The 19616-nt window shown below is 68.2% G+C and carries 16 protein-coding genes and 1 tRNA gene; 9 read left to right on the top strand and 8 right to left on the bottom strand.

Annotation, left to right across the window (positions count from 1 at the left end; all coding sequences use genetic code 11):
* Window positions 1–101: 101 nt before the first annotated feature.
* A complete protein-coding gene (locus RCH21_RS01960; RefSeq protein ID WP_326962982.1) occupies window positions 102–1151 on the top strand; it encodes a glycosyltransferase family 9 protein in 1050 nt (349 codons plus the stop codon).
* 37 nt (window positions 1152–1188) lie between these two features.
* Here RCH21_RS01960 and RCH21_RS01955 read toward each other — a convergent pair whose 3' ends face one another.
* Together RCH21_RS01955 and RCH21_RS01950 are read right to left on the bottom strand one after the other, a co-directional pair.
* A complete protein-coding gene (locus RCH21_RS01955) occupies window positions 1189–2019 on the bottom strand; it encodes a sigma-70 family RNA polymerase sigma factor (protein WP_326962981.1) in 831 nt (276 codons plus the stop codon).
* Between the two features lie 241 nt (window positions 2020–2260).
* On the bottom strand, window positions 2261–2767 hold the full coding sequence (locus RCH21_RS01950) for a MarR family winged helix-turn-helix transcriptional regulator (RefSeq protein ID WP_326962980.1): 507 nt from the start codon (window positions 2765–2767) through the stop codon (window positions 2261–2263).
* Between the two features lie 165 nt (window positions 2768–2932).
* Between RCH21_RS01950 and bcp the strand changes: the two genes are divergently transcribed.
* The 7 genes from bcp (at window position 2933) to RCH21_RS01915 (ending at window position 12060) form a co-directional block, all read left to right on the top strand.
* Window positions 2933–3406, top strand: coding sequence for a thioredoxin-dependent thiol peroxidase (gene bcp, locus RCH21_RS01945; RefSeq protein WP_326962979.1), 474 nt, complete (start codon window positions 2933–2935; stop codon window positions 3404–3406).
* A 70-nt stretch (window positions 3407–3476) separates the two neighbouring features.
* A tRNA-Leu gene (locus RCH21_RS01940) sits at window positions 3477–3558 on the top strand.
* A gap of 269 nt (window positions 3559–3827) precedes the next feature.
* On the top strand, window positions 3828–4538 hold the full coding sequence (locus RCH21_RS01935) for a fasciclin domain-containing protein (protein WP_326962978.1): 711 nt from the start codon (window positions 3828–3830) through the stop codon (window positions 4536–4538).
* A 205-nt stretch (window positions 4539–4743) separates the two neighbouring features.
* Window positions 4744–6486, top strand: coding sequence for an ABC transporter substrate-binding protein (locus tag RCH21_RS01930; RefSeq protein WP_326962977.1), 1743 nt, complete (start codon window positions 4744–4746; stop codon window positions 6484–6486).
* A gap of 110 nt (window positions 6487–6596) precedes the next feature.
* Window positions 6597–8090, top strand: coding sequence for a malate:quinone oxidoreductase (locus RCH21_RS01925; RefSeq protein WP_326962976.1), 1494 nt, complete (start codon window positions 6597–6599; stop codon window positions 8088–8090).
* A 51-nt stretch (window positions 8091–8141) separates the two neighbouring features.
* Window positions 8142–11450: an efflux RND transporter permease subunit gene (locus RCH21_RS01920; RefSeq protein ID WP_326962975.1), complete on the top strand. Its 3309-nt coding sequence runs from the start codon at window positions 8142–8144 to the stop codon at window positions 11448–11450.
* 109 nt (window positions 11451–11559) lie between these two features.
* On the top strand, window positions 11560–12060 hold the full coding sequence (locus tag RCH21_RS01915; protein WP_326962974.1) for a MarR family winged helix-turn-helix transcriptional regulator: 501 nt from the start codon (window positions 11560–11562) through the stop codon (window positions 12058–12060).
* Between the two features lie 101 nt (window positions 12061–12161).
* Here the strand turns inward: RCH21_RS01915 and RCH21_RS01910 are convergent, their stop codons facing one another.
* Entirely contained in the window at window positions 12162–12395 is a 234-nt protein-coding gene (locus RCH21_RS01910) for a hypothetical protein (RefSeq protein WP_442784646.1), read from the bottom strand.
* Window positions 12396–12530: 135 nt separating this feature from the next.
* Here RCH21_RS01910 and RCH21_RS01905 point away from each other — a divergent pair, with 135 nt between their 5' ends.
* Window positions 12531–13451, top strand: a complete 921-nt coding sequence (locus tag RCH21_RS01905; RefSeq protein WP_326962973.1) for an oxidoreductase — start codon at window positions 12531–12533, stop codon at window positions 13449–13451.
* Window positions 13452–13573: 122 nt separating this feature from the next.
* Here RCH21_RS01905 and RCH21_RS01900 read toward each other — a convergent pair whose 3' ends face one another.
* Genes RCH21_RS01900 through nadA form a run of 5 tightly spaced genes read right to left on the bottom strand, consistent with a single transcriptional unit; the run spans window position 13574 to window position 19515 of the window.
* Entirely contained in the window at window positions 13574–14344 is a 771-nt protein-coding gene (locus tag RCH21_RS01900) for a hypothetical protein (protein ID WP_326962972.1), read from the bottom strand.
* 36 nt (window positions 14345–14380) lie between these two features.
* A complete protein-coding gene (locus tag RCH21_RS01895) occupies window positions 14381–15553 on the bottom strand; it encodes a cysteine desulfurase family protein (protein WP_326962971.1) in 1173 nt (390 codons plus the stop codon).
* Window positions 15540–16508 carry a carboxylating nicotinate-nucleotide diphosphorylase gene (gene nadC / locus RCH21_RS01890; RefSeq protein WP_326963223.1) on the bottom strand — a complete coding sequence of 323 codons (969 nt, stop codon included), beginning with the start codon at window positions 16506–16508 and terminating at the stop codon, window positions 15540–15542. The genes RCH21_RS01895 and nadC overlap by 14 nt, the downstream gene beginning before the upstream one ends.
* Before the next feature lie 29 nt (window positions 16509–16537).
* Complete coding sequence (gene nadB, locus RCH21_RS01885; RefSeq protein ID WP_326962970.1) at window positions 16538–18235, bottom strand: L-aspartate oxidase; 1698 nt, start codon at window positions 18233–18235, stop codon at window positions 16538–16540.
* Window positions 18232–19515 (bottom strand): quinolinate synthase NadA, encoded by a 1284-nt coding sequence (gene nadA / locus RCH21_RS01880; RefSeq protein ID WP_442784645.1) that lies wholly within the window; start codon window positions 19513–19515, stop codon window positions 18232–18234. Before nadA ends, nadB begins: the two co-directional genes overlap by 4 nt.
* Window positions 19516–19616: the final 101 nt, after the last annotated feature.

Genomic DNA, 19616 nt, shown 5'->3' with positions numbered 1-19616 from the left:
CTAAACACTTCTCACCGAACTTCTTCTCCTGCTCCTTCTTCCGGCCCCGTCCGGCGGCGTCGGAAGCAATACTCGTTCGATCCTCTGGCAGGATGATCGGCATGACTTCCGAGGGCAGGAGCGCCGTGAGCGCCCAGCAGCCGACCCCCCTGACTTCACCTCCACAGCCGGCCCCGTCGGAGCCCTGGAGTGCACGCGGAGTTCCCGCGTCGACCCCCGCCCCGGACGGGCGCCCCGAGATCCTCGCACTGCGCGCGTTGAAACTCGGGGACCTCCTCGTCGCGGTTCCCGCACTCAAGGGGCTGCGCAGGGCCTTCCCCGAGCACCGCATCCTCTACGCCGCGCAGGAGTGGCTCCGCCCGATCATCGGCCTCACCGGCGCCATCGACGACCTCCTTCCCACGCACGGACTCGACGATCCCCTGCCCATCGAGTACGGGCGGATCGACCTCGCCGTGAACCTGCACGGCAGCGGAGGGGAGAGCAGGGCCCGGCTCGAGGAGATCGGCGCGAAGCGGCGCATGGGCCACCGGTCACCGGGCTGGGACGGGCCGGGCTGGCAGGACGGCGTGCTCGAGCGGGACCGCTGGGCGCACCTCGTGAGCTGGCACGGCGTGCCTGCCGACCCGCTGGACTGCAGGCTGCGCGTGCCCGACGGCGAGAGCCCTGCGCCCGAGGCCGTCGTCGTACACGTGGGCGCCGCGTACGGAAGCCGGCTGTGGCCCGTGGAGCGGTTCGCCGAGGTCGCTCGCACCCTGGCTGCGGCGGGGCACCGGGTCGTCTTCACCGGCAGCGGCAAGGAGCGGGCCCGCGCGCTCGCCGTCGCCGACGCCGCCGGCCTGCCCGAGGACACGGTAGCCGCAGGCCAGCTACCCCTCGACCGCTTCGCACGGCTGATCGCAGGAGCATCACTGGTGATCTCGGCCGACACGGGCGCTGCGCATCTGGCGTCGGCCTACGCCCGGCCGTCCGTGGTGCTGTTCGGTCCGGCGCCGGCATCGGAGTGGGGACCGCCGCCGGGACCGCACACGGTGCTGACGGACGAGTCCCTCCGCGTCGGCGAGACCTTTTCACCCACACCGGATCCGGCCCTGATGGCCGTGACGGTCGAGCAGGTGCTGGCTGCCGCGGCGAACCACGGCATCAGCTGACGCAGGCGCGGTCCGCTTCCGAGCGGGGATCCCCGGGTCAGGCGATGCTCGTGCGCAGTCCCCGCTGGTCCTGCTGCGCGGGTGCCCCGAGGAGGCGCTTCTGGAGCTTGACCAGGATGCGGGCGAGCATTCGGGAGACCTGCATCTGCGACATCCCCAGTTCGTCGCCGATGGCCTGCTGCGTCTGCTCCATGAAGTAGCGGCGGTACAGGAGCTCCTTCTCGCTGCCATCGAGCTCATTGACCGCGCCACGCAGCGAGATCATGTCGTCACTGCGCTCCATGCCGCTGGAATCCGCCGCCAGGGTGTCCGCCCAGCTGCGGCCCTCGAACGGAGCATCGAGCGAGTCGGGTCGAAGGCTCCAGTGGGACGCCTGCGCTTCGAGGACCTTGTCCTCCGGCCAGCCCAGTTCGATCCCGAGTTCCCGCGCCGTCGCCTCCCGTCCGAGCCGCTGCGCCATGGCGGGTGCTGTGCGGGCGATCTCCGTCCGAAGATCCTGCACATCCCGAGGAGGTCGGACCACCCAGCAGGAATCCCGGAGGTAGCGCTTGATCTCCCCCGTGATCGTGGGCACGGCGAACGAGGCGAAGGGAACACCGCGAGCCGGATTGAACCGCTGTACCGCCTTGATGAGCCCCAGGTACGCGACCTGCCGGATATCCGACGCCTCCGGCCCGGTCGTCGCGAAGGACCGGGCTACCGCTTCGGCGATGTCCATGTGGCGAAGCGCGATATCGTCCTGCAGCGCGGCCTTGAGGGGGCCCTCCGTACACGTACCGTTTCCGGCCCGGTCGTCGACGGCGGGCACTCCTGCCGGCGGGCGCCGGAGGCCTCCGATGATCGACTGGGGTGCGGCGGTACTCTGCATGCTGTTCTCCGTTGGGCGCTGGACACGTACGCTTCCCAACAAAACATCAGCCTGCTTAGTACGCAACCTGTTTCTACTGCTGCACTACTTTCTCCCAAACCCTTTCCTTCTTCACCAGGCTCGTGTAAAGCGGCACATCGCCAGGTACTTCCCGAGGCATGCAGAAAGCCCCCTGCCTCGGTGGCAAAGGGCTTCGATAGTGTCGTCCTGCCGGTGACGGCGTTGGGCTGCAGCCCTGGCGTCAGCCGGGTACGGTTGCTGCCGGCCCTGACGCGCCGGGATTCTCGAGCGACGAGCCCTCAGCTGACGGGCTCGTAGCGGGCCAATTCCAGCGGGGCGCTCCCAGTTCCCTGATGACGACCTGCAGGTGGCTCCGCAGCTCGTCCGACACGAGCCCGCCGCCGGCGACGAGCGTCCGCTCGATGTCGTCGGCCGCTTCGAGGACATGCCGACCGCCGGGAGCGATCGAGACCATGTGGGAGCGACGATCGAGGTCGTTCCGCACCCTCGTCACGTGTCCCCTCGACTCGAGCCGTGACAGCGTCTTACCCATGGTCTGCGCCTGGACACGGACGATCTGCGCGAGGCTGGCCTGCGTCATGGCGCCCTGGTCGGCCAGGACGCCCAGGGCGATCACGCCTGCATGGGTGACCCCGATGTCCACGAGGCGCTCGTTCCACGCGTGCTCGACGAGCCGCGCCGCCGTCGTCAGCAGTCGACCGGTGGGCCATTGGTCCAGATCGGGCATAGAACCGTGCACTTCCTCTCACTCGCGGAACCGGCGACCGCCTCGGCGTCGGATCCTCCACCTATGATAGCTAGGATGGCTAGTCAATCCCCACGGCAGTAGCCCGGGGCTCGCTTTCCGGCGGGTCCACCGCTCCGGCCGCTCGTTCGATCCTCAGGAGTATGCATGTCAGAACGACTAGCCGCCGGCGAGAGTGCCCCCGACTTCACGCTCGATGACGCCGCAGGCAACGAGATGACACTGTCCTCCCTTCGGGGCGGAAAAGTCGTCGTTTATTTCTATCCGGCCGCCGCCACCCCCGGTTGCACCACCGAGGCGTGCGACTTCCGCGACAACCTCGCCTCCCTCGGCGCCGCGGGGTACACCGTCCTGGGGATCTCCCCCGACCCGGTCGCCAAGCTGGCCTCGTTCTCCGAGCAGGAAGCCCTCACCTTCCCGCTCCTCTCCGACGAGGACCACGCGGTCGCAGAGGCCTACGGCGCGTGGGGCGAGAAGAAGAACTACGGCAAGACCTATGAGGGACTCATCCGCTCCACGATCGTCGTCGACGAGGAGGGCAGGGTTGCTCTGGCGCAGTACAACGTGCGCGCGACCGGCCACGTCGCGAAGCTACGTCGCGACCTCGGGATCGACCAGTAGGGAGTCCTGCCCCAGCCTCCCATGGCGCTAAAGTAGGAGGCAGGGTGCTTCTCTGGCGAGGCGCATCGAAGCGCGAGTGGCGGAATTGGCAGACGCGCTGGATTTAGGTTCCAGTGTCTTCGGACGTAGGGGTTCAAGTCCCCTCTTGCGCACATCAAGGCCCTGGCCGGAGTGATCCGACCAGGGCCTTTCCGCTGCACGCAGGGTTTGTCCTCCACGCCGCCGACGCCAGTATCACCGCAGGTCACGGGCAGGTCACGGCGTGCTGGGCCCAACCGTGAGCGGAAATTTAATTTTGCAGAACCAACCCATCCACCCCCACCGGTCCCCCGAAGTAACTGTGAGACATCGACACGATGTGTTTCATCAAACAGTCACAGACCGCAGGCACTCGCCGGGTCACTTCTACGGAGGAAATCTCATGGAAATCACCAAGCGCAGGAACCTCTCGATCCTCGGGATCGCAGCCGTCTCGATGTTCGGTCTCGCAGCCTGTGGCGGTGGCACCGAATCAGCGTCCGAGGCCACCCCGAGCAGCATGGCCAGCGAGACCAGCATGGCCAGCGAGTCCCCCTCGGCAGAGGCAAGCATGAGCCCCTCGGCTTCCGCCGACGCCGCGATGGACCCCGCCGCCAACCTCGTAGGCCCCGGCTGTGCCGGCTACGCCGAGACGGTTCCCGACGGCGCAGGCTCGGTTGCCGGCATGGCCCTCGATCCCGTAGCGACCGCCGCGTCCAACAACCCCATCCTGACCCAGCTCACCGCTGCCGTCTCCGGTGGGATCAACCCCGACGTCGACCTCGTCGACACCCTCAACGGTGGCGAGTTCACCGTCTTCGCCCCGGTCGACGAGGCTTTCGCAGCCCTGCCCGCCGAGGCCGTCGAGGGCCTCAAGACCGACACCGAGGGCCTCTCCAGCATCCTCACCTACCACGTCGTGCCCGGCAAGATCCAGCCGGCCGAGCTCGAGGGCACCACCCAGACCACGGTCCAGGGCGCCATGCTCGAGGTCACCGGCTCGGGCGATGAGCTCAAGGTCAACGATGCCAACGTCATCTGCGGTGGCGTCCAGACCGCCAACGCCGTCGTGTACCTGATCGACGCCGTCATGATGCCCCCCGCAGCCGGCTAAGGACCACTGATCTCCCTGGTTCAAACCTCTAACGCGTTCCAGGGATAACGGACGGACCCTCTCACCCCCGCGGTGAGGGGGTCCGCTCCTTTGTCGTCGAACCCGCGTACCTGAGTGGCAGGGACAGAAGGATCGCCTAGACTGAGGGCTTCCAACCCCCGGATCGCCAGGACCGGGATTCCCCTGCCTTTCGGAGATCCTGCTTGTGAAGAACGCCGCCGCGCGCCGCGCCAGCCACGGACAGGCTCCCACCAGGACGCTCGCGCACCCGCTGCGGGCCGTGATCGCGTTCCTGTCCGTGGCCTCGCTCGTGTCGTGCACCGGTGGCCAGGTGGCACCACCACAACCCTCCGCGACGACGACGCCGGCCGCTACTGCTGCCGCTGACGTCTCCACCTTCACCTTCGGGACCGCTGCCGATCCCCGCACACTCGACCCCGCACTCGCCAATGACACGGAGTCCTATCGCGTCACCCAGCAGATTCTGCAGGGCCTCGTCGGGGTCGACCCGCTGACGTCGGAGCCGACGGCGCTGCTGGCCGAGTCCTGGGACGAACAGGACAGCGGCCGTTCCTACGAGTTCACGTTGAGGGACGACGTCGTCTTCCAGGACGGGGAACCCTTCGACGCCGCAGCCGTCTGCGCGAACTTCGACCGCTGGTACACCCTCCCCGCCACCGCTCGCACCGGTACCGGCCGCCTGCCCTTCGAGAATGTCTTCAAGGGCTACGCGGACCAGCCCGAGACCAGCCTGTACGAGGGCTGTACCGCTATAGCGGAATACACGGTCGACCTGCAGCTCGCCGGCCGGATCACCGGCCTGATCCCGGCGCTCGCCGCTCCCGCCTTCGCCATCTCCTCCCCCGCCGCACTGGAGGCGGGCGCCGCGAACGACCTCACGGAGTCCCTGGACGGAGCGCCCATGTCCCGCTACGGGCAGGCTCCTGTCGGAACGGGTCCCTTCCAGCTCGCCTCATGGGAGCCGGGCGGGGTGGAACTGTCCTTCTTCGACGGGTACTGGGGCGAGCGGGGCGAGGTGGACCGCGTCGTCTTCACCACCATCTCCAATCCGGACTCGCGAGCCAGGGCCCTGACCTCCGGCCGGATCGACGGATACGACTTCGTCTCTGTGGACAGCGCCGTCGATCTCGCCCGCAACGGCCTGCAGTTCCTGCAGCGGGATCCCTACTCCGTGCTGTACCTCGGAATGAACGAGGACTTCCCCGGGGTGGACAACCTGCTGTTCCGGCAGGCCGTCGCCCACGCCATCGACAAGGACGCGCTCATCCAGGGCCGCTTCCTGGACGGTACGAAACCGGCCCGGCAGTTCATCCCCGAGAAGCTCGGCGTCAGCGGCGAGACGGTGGAGGCCTACGGCTACGACCTCGGTCGGGCGAAGGACCTCCTCGAACAGTCCGGGTACGACGGGCGCGAACTTCCCTTCTACTATCCCCGCAACGTGTCCAGGGCATACCTGCCGTCCCCGGAGAAGGCCTACGCAGAATTGAGCCGCCAACTGACGGAGGCCGGATTCGTCATCAAGCCCGTACCGATCGACTGGAGCGAAGGCTACATCGAGGCGGTCCAGCAGACGGGCGACCGGGCCTTCCATCTGCTGGGCTGGAGTGGCAGCTACGAGGATCCGGACAATTTCGTCGGAGCCCTGTTCGGCGCCTACAACGAGGAGTTCGGCTACGAGGACCCGCAGCTGTTCAGCAAGATCAACCGCGCCCGCGGACTCCCCGCCGACGAGGACCGAACAGGGGCGTATGCGGACATCAGTTCCCAGATCTCGGCCCGGATCCCGGCCGTCCCCCTCGCCTTCCCGATCTCCGCGCTCGCGATGAGCGCACGGGTGACCACCTACCCCGTCAGCCCCGTGATGAACGAGGTCTTCAACCGCATCGACCTGGCCGACGTCGAGCCGAGGCCCGAGCCGTCCAGCTGATGCATCGTGCGTATCCTTCCGGTACCTCTCGACGGGGGCGTGCGGATTTAAATATGGTCACCGCCAGACGCTAGGCTTTCCCTGCTAGGACCTCGCGACTGGAGACAACGTTGACCACCACCCATCAGGGCACGCCCGCCAAGACCACCGACGTCGTCCTGATCGGCGGCGGGATCATGAGTGCGACGCTCGGAGCGTTCCTGCGACAGTTGCAGCCCACCTGGGACATCTCCCTCTTCGAGAGGCTCGACGTCGCCGGCCTCGAGAGTTCCGACCCCTGGAACAATGCAGGCACTGGGCATTCCGCACTCTGCGAATTGAACTACTCGCCCGCTGCCAAGGACGGTTCGGTGGACCCGGCCAAGGCAGTCGCCATCAACGAGCAGTTCCAGGTCTCACGCCAGTTCTGGTCCCACATGGTGTCCGAGGGCCACATCGGCGACCCGCGCACCTTCATCAACACGGTGCCTCACATGAGCTTCGTCTGGGGCCAGGCCAACGCGGAGTACCTGCGCAGGCGCTATGAGTCGCTCAGCGCCCAGCCGCTCTTCTCCACGATGGAGCACAGCGAGGACCACGGCACCATCGCCGGCTGGACTCCGCTGGTCATGAAGGGTCGCAACCCCTCGCAACCCGTCGCTGCATCCCGGGTCGAGGGCGGTACCGACGTCGACTTCGGAGCATTGACCCGCCACCTCACCACGTACCTCGACGGCACCGGCGTCGACCTCCACTACGGCTTCGACGTGCTCGACATCGCGCGCGCCGGCGACGGCCGCTGGGATGTGAAGGTCAAGAACAGGGCGACGGGCGAGGCCAGCACTGTCACCACGAAGTTCGTCTTCATCGGTGCGGGCGGCGGCGCCCTGCACCTGCTGCAGCGTAGCGGAATCCCCGAGGGTCGCGGTTTCGCCGGTTTCCCCGTCTCCGGGCAATTCCTCCGCTGTACGGATCCCGAGCTCGTCGACCAGCACAACGCGAAGGTCTACGGCCAGGCCTCGGTCGGCGCTCCCCCCATGTCCGTCCCGCACCTCGATACCCGTTTCGTCAAGGGTGAGCGCTCGCTCCTGTTCGGTCCGTACGCCGGTTTCTCCACGAAGTTCCTGAAGCGCGGATCCTACCTGGACCTGCCCACCTCCATCAGGACCTCGAACCTCGTGCCCATGCTGGCCGTGGCCAAGGACAACATGTCGTTGACCAAGTACCTCATCACGGAGGTCCTCAAGAACCGCGAGGCCAAGAACGAGGCATTGAACGAGTTCCTGCCAAGCGCCGAGGGCGGCAGCTGGGAACTCATCTCCGCTGGGCAACGTGTACAGGTCATCAAGAAGGCTCCGAAGAAGGGCGGCGTACTGCAGTTCGGTACTGAAGTCATCACGTCGTCGGACGGTTCGGTCGGAGCACTGCTGGGCGCCTCCCCCGGGGCATCCACAGCCGCTCCCATCATGGTGGAACTGCTCAGGCGGTGCTTCCCCGGGAAGATGTCCGATTGGGAGCCGAAGCTCAAGGAGATGCTGCCCGGGTACGGCGTCCAGCTCAACGAGAACCCGTCCCTGGCGGCCGAGGTCCAGTCGCTCACCGACAAGGCCCTCAAACTCGCATAACGACCGCGGAGCCAGCCAGCCGGGCGACCGTCAGCACCGAAGGCAGGTTAATTGTTCCGTCTTGCCCAGCTCTCGCTCGGTAATCGCGCGCTCATCGCGCTCATCACGATCTTCGCCTCCGTCTTCGGTGTCATCACCCTGGGGTCACTCAAGCAGGAACTCATCCCCTCGCTCGAGTTCCCCCGGATCACCGTGCTGTCCGCCGTTCAGGGAGCATCACCGGAGTACCTCGACCAGCAGGTGAGCGAACCGCTCGAGGCGGCGCTCAGCGGAGTCGAGGGTTTGGAATCGTCGTCGAGCACCTCCCGCACCGGCGTCTCCACCGTCAACCTCGTCTTCGTCTACGGCACGAACCTGGACCGGGCTCGGGCGCAGGTCGACAGGGCCATTTCCACAGTCCGTCCGACGCTTCCCGATGACGTCGAGCCGCAGGCGCTGGCCGGCAGCATCAGCGACCTGCCGATCGTCTTCATGGCGGTGTCCTCGGACCAGTCCCTCAGCGAGCTCAACGGGGACCTCGCTCGGCTGACCGTTCCCCGTCTCCAGAAGATCGACGGCGTGCGCACGGCGGACGTCTCGGGCGGAACCTCCCAACACGTGGCGATCCTGCCGAAGGACGGAGCCCTCGAAGCGGCCGGCCTGACTGTCGGTGACCTCACCAGCACCCTCGAGGACAACGGCGCACTGTTCCCTGTCGGAACACTCGATGAAGATCCGCGGTCATTGACCATCCAGGCCGGGAGCCAGATCGGGTCGCTCGATGACGTGGAGGCACTGCCGGTGCTGCCGTCCACCTCCTCCGGTGCACCCGATTCCACCGCCCCCGCCCCTGGGCGGACCGCGACTGCTCCCCGTCCGGCCGTCACGATCGGTGAGGTCGCCGACGTCGGCCTGGCCGATGATGCCCCCACCTCCGTCGCCCGTACCAACGGGGTCGAGACGCTCGCCCTGACGGTGACGAAGGTCCCCGATGGCGACACGGTCGAGATCTCGCACGAGATCGTCGCCCTTGTCCCCGAGCTCGAGGCCGAACTCGGCAATGCCGCCGACATCACAGTGGTCTTCGATCAGGCGCCGTTCATCGAGAGCAGCATCGACGACCTCACCACGGAGGGCATCCTGGGGCTCGGATTCGCCGTGCTCATCATCCTGATCTTCCTGCTGTCGGTCCGCTCGACGCTCGTCACCGCCATCTCGATACCGCTCTCACTGCTGATCACCTTCATCGGCCTCTACGCTGCGGGCTATTCGCTCAACCTGCTCACCCTCGGAGCACTGACCATCGCCATCGGTCGCGTCGTGGATGATTCGATCGTCGTCATCGAGAACATCAAGCGCCATCTCGGCTACGGGGAGGAAAAGCGCGAGGCCATCCTGACGGCGGTCCGCGAGGTCGCGGGAGCCATCACCGCTTCCACACTGACCACGGTCGCCGTCTTCGCCCCGATCGGCTTCGTCGGCGGGCTGGCCGGCGAGCTCTTCCGGCCCTTCGCCGTGACCACCGGGATCGCGCTCCTGGCGTCCCTCGCGGTGTCGCTGACCATCATCCCGGTGCTGGCCTTCTGGTTCCTGCCCCGGACGTCGGTGGCCCCCGCGATGTTCCCGACGTCCGCTTCCTCGACCTCCGCGTCCTCAACCTCCGCGTCCTCAACCTCCGCGTCGTCGACGCCCGCCGGCTTCGAGAACTCCGCGGCCACACGCCGCGGTGCCCGTCACGCCGCCGCCGTGCCGAGTGACGGCGGGCAGATCACACCGAGCCCGGAGCGGACCTCTTTCCTCCAGCGCGGCTACCTGCCGATCCTGACGGGCACGCAGCGTCACCCCGTCGTCACGCTCATCAGTGGGCTCATCGTGCTGGGAGCGACGGCGGCAATGGTCCCGTTCCTTCCTACGAACCTCCTGGGTGGATCAGGGCAGAACAGCTTCTCGATCACACAGACCCTCACTCCCGGATCAAGCCTGGCCACCACCACGGAGGCAGCCGGCCGGACGGAGGAGATCCTCGCCGACAATCCGGAGATCCGCGACGTCCAGCTCACCGTCGGCAACGCCGACGGAGCGTTCGCCGCCCAGTTCTCGGGCGGTGCCTCGGTGGCGACCTTCACCGTCATCACCGACGAGGAGGCCGACCAGGAAGTCCTTCAGGAATCCGTACGAGGGGACCTCGAAGAACTCCAGGACGCCGGCAGCTTCTCGTTGTCGAGCCAGCAGGGCGGCTTCGGCACCTCCAGCACGATCGACATCGATATCACGGCGCCGGTGAGCGAAGACCTCGAGTCCGCCAATGCCGCCGTGCTCGACGGCATGCAGGGGCTCGACGGCGCCGGCGAGGTCACGAGCAACCTCTCCGCGGCCCAACCGCAGGTGCAGATCGACGTGGACCGGGCCGGCGCCGTGGAGGCCGGGCTCACGGAGGGCCAGATCGCCGCCCTCCTCGGGGGCCGCATCAGTCCGGTCCCTGCGGGCACCGTGCGCTTCGATGCGAGTGACTTCCCGGTCCTGATTGGTGAGGGAACGGCGATCACAAGCCTCGAGCAACTGCGCACCCTTCGGATCCCGACGTCTCGGGGGCCCGTCGCCCTGACGGACGTCGCGTCGGTGGAGGAGGTCCAGGTGCCTCTTTCGGTGACCAGCTCCAACGGTGAGCGGACCGCCCGCATCTCGATCACGCCGTCGGGCGAAGACCTCGGGACACTGACGACGGCGGTCGACGAGAGGCTCGCCGGCATCGAGCTGCCGACCGGCGCAACCGCCACCGTCGGCGGGGCTTCGTCCCAGCAGACGGAGTCCTTCGAGCAGTTGTTCCTGGCGCTCTGGGCGGCCGTGGCCATCGTGTACGTCATCATGGTCGCCACCTTCAAGAGCCTCGTGCAGCCCCTGATCCTGCTCGTCTCGATTCCCTTCGCGGCCACAGGTGCCATCGCGCTCCTGCTGATCACCGGCATCCCCCTCGGGCTGCCCTCTCTCATCGGCATGCTGATGCTCGTCGGCATCGTCGTCACGAACGCGATCGTGCTGATCGACCTCATCAACCAGTACCGGCTTCCGCGGAACGGTTTCCCCGGCCTCCGTGTCGCGGATGCCATCCGCGAGGGAGCCCGCCAGCGCCTCCGGCCCATCCTCATGACCGCGTTGGCCACCATCTTCGCGCTGACGCCGATGGCACTCGGGCTGACGGGCGAGGGCGGCTTCATCTCGCAACCACTCGCCGTCGTCGTGATCGGTGGGCTCGTCTCCTCGACCGCGCTGACGCTCGTCCTCGTGCCGGTCCTGTACCGGCTCGTCGAGGGCCGCCGGGAGGAACGGGCGTCGCGCCGGGAGGAGCGGTCCCGGGGCCTTACGGGCGAACAACCCGCCTAGCCAGCAAGGACGCATCGTGACTGTCAGGTGCGGTACCTTGATCGGCGGCTACACTAGATGCAAAGCTATCTAGTTGTCGGCGGCGCCGGCAGAAGGCCGGGACGCAGCCATGGCTGAGCAGGTGGACACAACGATCGGACGCACGGATCAGGACGACCCGAGCGATACCGGGCCCTCGGTCCGGCAGTCGTCGGAGACCTGGGAGTCGCTGTTCCGCGCTCAGGTCGGCGTCATGCGGCGAATCCGCATGGATCCGGTGTTCAGGGAGCTACCCATCGGCGAGTACGACGTCCTCTTCAACCTGACCCGCTGTCCCACGGGCTGGACGCGCCTCAACGAGCTCAACCACCACCTACTCATCAGCCAGCCCAGCCTCAGCCGGATGGTGGACCGGCTGGAAGCAAAGGGCCTGGTGGTGAAGCGGCCCGCGCAGACGGACCAGCGCGGCGTCGAACTCGCGCTCACCGACGAGGGCCGGGCGTTGCAGAGGCGCATCGGATCGACGCATGTCCACCGCATCCAGGAGGTGCTGGCGCCCGTGCTCAGCACAACCGAGATGGAGCAGCTCAAAGCACTCACCGACAAGATCAACGCGCACCTCGGCGACTAGCACGGCGTACCTCCCCGGACCGTCGACGCGGAACGCGGGAGGGCTTCGTCATCGCCGGCGTCGGGTGGGCTCGTCCGTCTGGGGAGCAGTCAGCGCGGCAATCAGCGGAGGACGAGCCGCTCTTCGCTGCGCTCCAGGGGGAGGCTGTCGACCGTGGCAATCACCAGCAGCCGTGAATGCTGCAGCGAGCCGCCGACCGTCGGGAGGAAGGCCGTGTCGGTAGCATCCCTGCCGGTCTCAATGCGCAGCATCGAGGCCCTCGGCGCAAGCACGGTCGCGTCCAGCAGGAGCCAGAAACCGTCGACCCACGCCTCGACGGCGGCGTGGAAGTCCATCGGACTGAGGCCGGTTCGTTGCTCCCGGTAGACGGTCGGTTCGCCTCCAACTCTATGCTTGAGAAAAGGCCGCACACGTCGGCGTCAGCCGGGCATCTTCGGGCCGGCGGGCCGTAGCGGCATGAGAGGAACATCATGAGCGAGTTCACAGCGGATGCCATCGGCGACCTGACCGGAAGGCGTGCGATCATCACGGGCGCCAACAGCGGGCTCGGACTGCAGACCGCCGTCGGGCTGGCGCGGAAGGGTGCCCATGTCGTGCTCGCGTGCCGCAGCGAGCAGCGGGGGCGCGACGCCGAACAGAGGGTGCGTTCCCTCAGCGGAAGCGAGCACGTGCACATGCGCGTGCTCGATCTGGCGAATCTCGCCTCCGTGCGCGACTTCGCGGCCGGCACGGAGGGACCGCTCGATCTGCTCGTGAACAACGCGGGAGTCATGGCGACGCCGAGGTCGACCACCGCTGACGGGTTCGAGCTGCAGTTCGGCACAAATCACCTCGGCCACTTCGCACTGACGGGTTTGCTGCTGCGGAACCTCCATGCGGCCACTTCGGCGCGCGTGGTCACGCTGTCGAGCCTCGCGCACAAGCGCGGCCGTCTCGACTTCGGGGACCTGCAGTCCGAGCGTGGCTATCGCCGATGGGGTGCTTATGGACAGAGCAAGATCGCCAACCTGTACTTCATGGTGGAACTCGATCGGCGCGCCCGTGCCGCAGGATGGGACCTCGTCTCGGTTGCAGCACACCCGGGGCTCGCCAACACCAACCTGACTGCCGGCATGCAGACCCCGGCCATGCTTGATGTCTTCTCCGGCTTCGTTCGGCTGATGAGCCAGTCCGATGCAGCCGGAGCACTGCCCACCCTGTACGCGGCGACGGCCCCGGACGTCAGGGGCGGCGATTACTACGGCCCGTCCGGTCCGGGCGAGACCCGCGGCGCTCCCCGCCTCGTGGCACCGGTGGCCAGGGTTCTCGACCGGGACATCGCGGTGCGGCTCTGGAACCGCAGTGTCGAATTGACCGGAGTGGACTACGCGTCGCTCCAGCCGGCCGGCTGACCGAGGGCCTGCCGGCCAACCGAGAGCCAAGGATGGGCCTGCCTGCTTGACCGACGGGAAGGTGGGCCTGCCGGCTGACCGACAGCGATAGGGTCGGCCGCCGGCCGGCCGAAGGCGAGGAGTCAGCCCGTCGGCGGTGCCGCGACCTGCACCGAGAGGATCATCTCGCGGATGGTGGCGAACTCCGGCGTGGCGTAGTACTCCTCGGCCTCCCCGATCGTGCCGAAGGAGACGGTTGCCGGACCGGTGTTCGCAGGCGCCTTCGGTGCGAGCACCTCGAGGTCTCCGAAACTGAAGCGGCCCAAGGATTCGCCGCCCTGGACGGTGTTCGACAGGGAGCAGGCCAGCGCGTCCGCCCCGCCTACTCCGTCGGTGATCCCGTACGCGCCGAAGAAGCGGAATCCGGTGATGAGCCGGACGACGAATCGCGGCTCGATCCCGGTGGTGGCCGCTGGTTCGTCCGTCAGCGCGAGCGGTTCGCTGCCGATGACGTAGTAGGGCGTGCGCTCCGACTCGGGGCAGGGCGCTTCCGGTGTGAGGATGCCGGAGTGAAGCTCTGCGGTGGTCATCCCGTCCGGCGTGCGGACGGCGTAGTGCAGCGAATCGGGCGCGTAGAGGCCGGGCGCGGGAGCGAGCGGTTGCACCACCCAGTCCTGGGGCAGTTCGAAGCTCACGAGCCTCGAAGGATCGGTGAAGACTTTCCACCCGTCCCGTGCCTCGCGGAGGGGCGCCACGGTCGGCTCGGGTGTTGCGCTGGCAGATGATCCTGATGACGACGCACTTCCGTCGCCCTCCTCCGCCGCGGTGCACGACGCGAGGAGGAGCGCGATGAGCGCCGCGGTGAGGATGCGCGAGGACCGCCAGGCGCTCCTGCTGGGTCGTGCCTCGATCATTGCGGCCCTCCCTCGGCGTCGCCTCGTGCCGCCAGTCTAGGGGTCGGCGAGGTGACCGACCCCATGTGCCGCGCCGAGGGAGCGGACGGCGAGGACCGACGCGATGACGGCGTCGGCTGCCTCCTCGAGGTCCTCGCGCGCCATGCCCTGGGTCCACGACAGGCGGACGGCGCTGAGGGCTGTCCCCTCGTCGAGCCCGAGTGCCAGCAGGACGGCCGACGGCTCCGAGGATCCGGCCGCGCAGGCCGACCCACTCGAGCAGACGACGCCGCGCCGCTCGAGTTCGAGCAGGACGGTCTCCCCGCTCACGCCTGGGAAACAGAAGGAGGCGAGGTTCGGCAGTCGGTCCTCGGCATGACCCGTCAGAAGGGCATCCGGAACACGCGTCAGAATCCGCGCGATGAAGGCGTCGCGCGCCGACGCCGCGTCAGCGGCTGCTGCGGGTAGCGCGCCCTGGGCCAGCTCCAGCGCCCTCGCGAGGCCGACGGCGCCGGCCACGTTCTCGGTGCCCGAGCGGCGCCCCCGTTCCTGGCCCCCGCCGTGCAGCACCGGTTCGCAGCGGATTCCCGCGCGCAGGTACAGCAGGCCGATACCCTTCGGCGTGCCGAGTTTGTGTCCGGACAGGCTGAGCGCCGAGACGCCCAGACGGTCGACGTCGATAGGAAGCCAGCCTGCAGCCTGCACGGCGTCCGTGTGGAAGGGGACGCCTCTCCTCCTGCAGATTCCCGCCAGAGCGGCGACGTCCTGCACCGTGCCCATCTCGTTGTTGGCGTACATCACGGTGCACAGCGTGGTGTCCTCCCCCAAGGCAGCCTCGAGTGCGGCGGGCGCTACGACACCGGTGTCGGAGACGGGCAGCACGGTGATCCGGAAACCATGCGTGTCCCGCAGGTAGGCGAGGACCTCGGTCACCGCGGGATGCTCGATCGCGCTCGTGACAATATGGCGGCCCCGAGGGGAGGCGAGGGAGATACCCTTCAACGCGAGATTGTTGGCCTCGGTGCCGCCCGAGGTGATGATGACCTCCGACGGCCTGCAGCCGAGCATCCCCGCGAGCCGGACGCGGGCGGTCGAGAAGGCGTCCGCGGCGGCCTCGCCATAGGTGTGGTGGCTCGAAGGGTTCCCGAACGTCGTGGTCAGGAGGGGCCACATCTCCTCGAGGACCTCACGCCGGACCGGTGCCGTCGCGGCGGCGTCAAGGTAGATCATGCTCGCCGCCCTGATCGGTAGCATCCTCCGATACCCCATCCGAAGCAGCCGCCACGGGCCTGCTGGGGCCCGCCGCGAAATCGAGCCCCAGGTCGAGGGCACGGACGCTGTGCGTGAGCGCACCCGCGGAGATGATGTCCACCCCGGTTGCAGCGATCGCCGCCACCGTGTCCAGGCGCACGTTTCCACTGGCCTCGACGAGCGCACGGCCGCCGATCATGCGTACGCCCTCCGCCAGTTCCTCGAGGGCGAAGTTGTCGAGCATGATCGTGTCGACCCCCGCTGCGAGGACCGGCTCGATCTGGTCCAGCCGATCGACCTCCACCTCGACGTGCACCGTGTGCGGCAGCCGCGAGCGGGCTGCCAGCAGTGCTTCCGTGAGAGCCAGGGGCCCGTCAACGGCGAGCAGGGCAAGGTGGTTGTCCTTCACCATCACGGCGTCGGAGAGGCTGGATCGGTGGTTCGAGCCACCTCCGCACCGGACCGCCCACCGCTCCAGCACCCTGAGGCCCGGGGTGGTCTTGCGGGTGTCGACGATCCGGGCGTCCGTACCGCCGGCAGCCTCCACGAAGGCCTGGGTCATGGTCGCGATCCCGCTGAGGCGTTGAACGATATTGAGGGCCGTCCGCTCGGCCGTGAGGATACCCGCGGCCGGCCCGGAGATGTCGGCTATGGTGTCTCCAGCCTCGAAGCGGGAGCCGTCCGGGCGAGGGAACGTGACGCTGATACGGCCGTCGGTCAGCTGCATGGCCACCTCGATGGCCGCCGTTCCGCAGAGGACACCTGGTTCGCGTGCCGTGATGGTCGCCGTCGAGCAGAGGTCGGGGTCGATGAGCGCCTGGACCGTGATGTCACCCCAGGGTGCGTCCTCGGCGAGCGCAGCGGCGACGATCGACTCGATGAGGTGCCGCGGCGGAACGGTCGCCTGCGGTACCACCAGGGTCAGCCTGCTCATGGCGGCCCTCGTGGGGCTGGTCGTGGGGGTCATTCGGTGGCTCCTTCAGCAGCTCGTACATAGGACCGGCCGGGTGCGGGCCGGGGGGCGGTCTCGGTCTGATCTGCCCGGTAGTGGGCTCCGCAGGACGCCGTGCGCTGCGTGGCTGCGTGCACGAGCAGGCGTGCGCACAGCAGCAGATTGTCCGTCTCGGGATCCGCACCGGCGCGGTAGGAGGCGAGGTGCTTGCGGGCCAGGTCGAGGCCCGCACCCGTGCGCAGCACCCCGGCGTGGTCGGACATCAGGTCCTGCAGGTCGCGGCGACTGAAGGCGTAGGACGCCGCCCTGTGCGAGTCGAGGTCGACGGGCTCGGCGTCGAAGCTGGGCGCCCCTGCCCTGCCGTGGACGATCGCCGCCGCGCAGCGGGCACCGAACACCACGCCCTCGAGCAGGCTGTTCGAGGCCAGGCGGTTGGCGCCGTGGACGCCCGTTCTCGCCACCTCTCCGACGGCGAACAGCCCGGGGACGGATGTCTGCCCGTCGGCGTCGGTCCGCACTCCTCCCATCCAGTAGTGGGCTGCGGGCACCACCGGGATGATCTCCGACGACCAGTCGAATCCGTAGCGCGCAGTGAGCTCCGTCAACGAGGGGAAGCGCCGGGTGAGGAACTCCTCCCCCAGGGCGGTCGCGTCGAGGTACACCCGGTTCCTGGAGGAGTGATCGGGCGCGTCCGCAACCGAGCTGTTCGCCGAATGGGTCGCCGGTTCGGAGGCGCGAAGCGCGAGGTGTCGGGCGATGCTGCGGGACACGACGTCGCGCGGGGCCAGGTCCCCGTCGGGGTGGTAGTCCGCCATGAAGGCCCGTCCGTCTGCATCGACGAGCCGGGCACCCTCGCCCCGGACTGCTTCGGAGATCAGCGGGTTGCCCGGAACATCGAGTGACGTCGGGTGGAACTGGAAGAACTCGAGATCGGCGACCACAGCTCCTGCTCGCCAGGCCAACGCTACGCCGTCGCCCGTGGCGATCACCGGGTTCGTCGTGGAGGCGAAGAGCTGGCCCGCCCCGCCGGTCGCAAGCACGACGGCGTCGGCGGTGATGTCGCGGAGGCGACCGGCCGCGAGTACGCGCACCCCGACGGCCAGGGGCACGCTTCCCGTCGGGGTCGACAGCAGGACGCGCGACACGAAGGTGTTCTCGAGCACCTCGATGCCGTCATCCCTCCCGACGGCCGCGGTCAGCGCGTCAACGAGGCCGGCACCCGTCGCGTCCCCTCCGAGATGCAGGATACGGGCAGCCGAATGGGCGGCTTCGCGTCCGAGGGCCAAGGATGTTCCCGTGTCGCCGACGGTGTCGAAGACGACTCCTGCGCGCCGCAGGGCCCGAATGCCGTCGGCTGCGCCGTGGCATAGCACCGAGACGGCGGAAGGGTCGGAGACACCGGCACCGGCGGCCAGGGTGTCGGCGATGTGCGCGGCGACGGAGTCCCCGGTGTCCCCGTCGGCCCGCCGCGGGTGCCGCCCGTCGGTCTCCGCGACCCGAGGAACGACGGCGGCGATACCGCCCTGCGCATACCGCGTGTTGCTCTCGGCGAGGACGACCTTCGAGACCAGGACGACGGCGCACCGCGCATCGAGCTGACGCAGCACGAGTGCCGTCTGAAGCCCTGCGATGCCGGCGCCAACCACCACGATCCGACGCGCCCGACCGACGGAGGGAACCGTCGTGCCACGCGTGCCCGTCCGGGTCATGGGCGGACCGCGAGCATCCGGTTGAGGGCCACGCGGGCCGGCTCCGCAACGCTGTCCGCGACCGTGATGCGATTCATCACTCGGCCCTCGACGAGTCCCTCCAGCACCCAGGCGAGGTAGCCGGGATGGATGCGGTACATCGTCGAGCAGGGGCAGATCACGGGATCGAGGCAGAAGATGGTGTGCTGCGGGTACTGGGCGGCCAGGCGGTTCACCATGTTGATCTCGGTGCCGATCGCGAACGTGCTTCCGGGCTCCGCCGCATCGATCGCCTTCCGGATGTAGTCGGTGGAGCCCGCCTCATCGGCGGCGTCGACGACGGCCATCGGGCATTCCGGGTGCACGATTACCCGGACACCGGGAACGTCCGCCCTGGCTTTGTCGATCTGGGCGACGGTGAAGCGCTTGTGCACGGAGCAGAATCCGTGCCAGAGGATCACACGGGAGTCCCTGAGGGTCTGCTCGTCCGTTCCGCCCCACGGTTTCCTCGGGTTCCACATCGGCATCTGCTCCAGCGGGACGCCCATGGCCTTGGCAGTGTTGCGTCCAAGGTGCTGGTCCGGGAAGAAGAGGACGCGCTGGCCACGTTCAAACGCCCACTCGAGCACTGCGGCGGCGTTCGACGACGTGCAGACTATTCCTCCGTGCTCGCCGCAGAAACCCTTCAGTGCGGCGGAGGAATTCATGTACGTCACGGGAATGACGGGTTGGCGTCCGTCGGCGTCGGGTTCGGAGCCGAACAGCTCGGTCAGCTGGTCCCAGCACTCGGAGACCGAGTCGATGTCGGCCATGTCGGCCATCGAGCAGCCGGCGGCGAGGTTCGGGAGGATGACGGCCTGCTGCGGAGTCGAGAGCATATCCGCCGTCTCGGCCATGAAGTGGACCCCACAGAACACGATGGCCTCCGCCTCGACCCGTTCCGTGGCTGCACGCGCGAGCTGATAGCTGTCGCCGATGAAATCGGCATACTGCACCACCTCGTCACGCTGGTAGAAGTGCCCGAGAATGACGACAGACTCCCCCAGCGTCTCCTTCGCCGCGCGGATGCGTCGGTCCAGGTCGGGAGCGGAGGCTGTCCTGTACTCCTCGGGCAGTTCGCCCTGGCGGGGCGTCGCGGGCGGAGCGGTATCCCCCATGGAGGCGCCCGGCCCGTACTCGGGCATGGGCAGCGCGTCGAAGGCCCAGGGATCCCGGGCGAGCGCCGGAGAACAGGTCGAGGTGGGCGCAGGTACGGCTGTTGTTCCGCGTGAGATGAGCTCGATGGCAGTGGTGACGGACAAGTGCTTCTCCCTAGGGTGGGCCCTCGCCCGGCAGGGCGTGGGGGCGGTACGGCGGGGCGTTCGATCGAAGGGGTCCGGACCGGATGGGTCCGGACGAGCGC

Source organism: Arthrobacter sp. PL16 (genome assembly GCF_035985055.1).
In the GTDB taxonomy this organism is placed as follows: domain Bacteria; phylum Actinomycetota; class Actinomycetes; order Actinomycetales; family Micrococcaceae; genus Arthrobacter_D; species Arthrobacter_D cheniae.
This window is presented reverse-complemented; position numbering and strand designations above follow the sequence as displayed.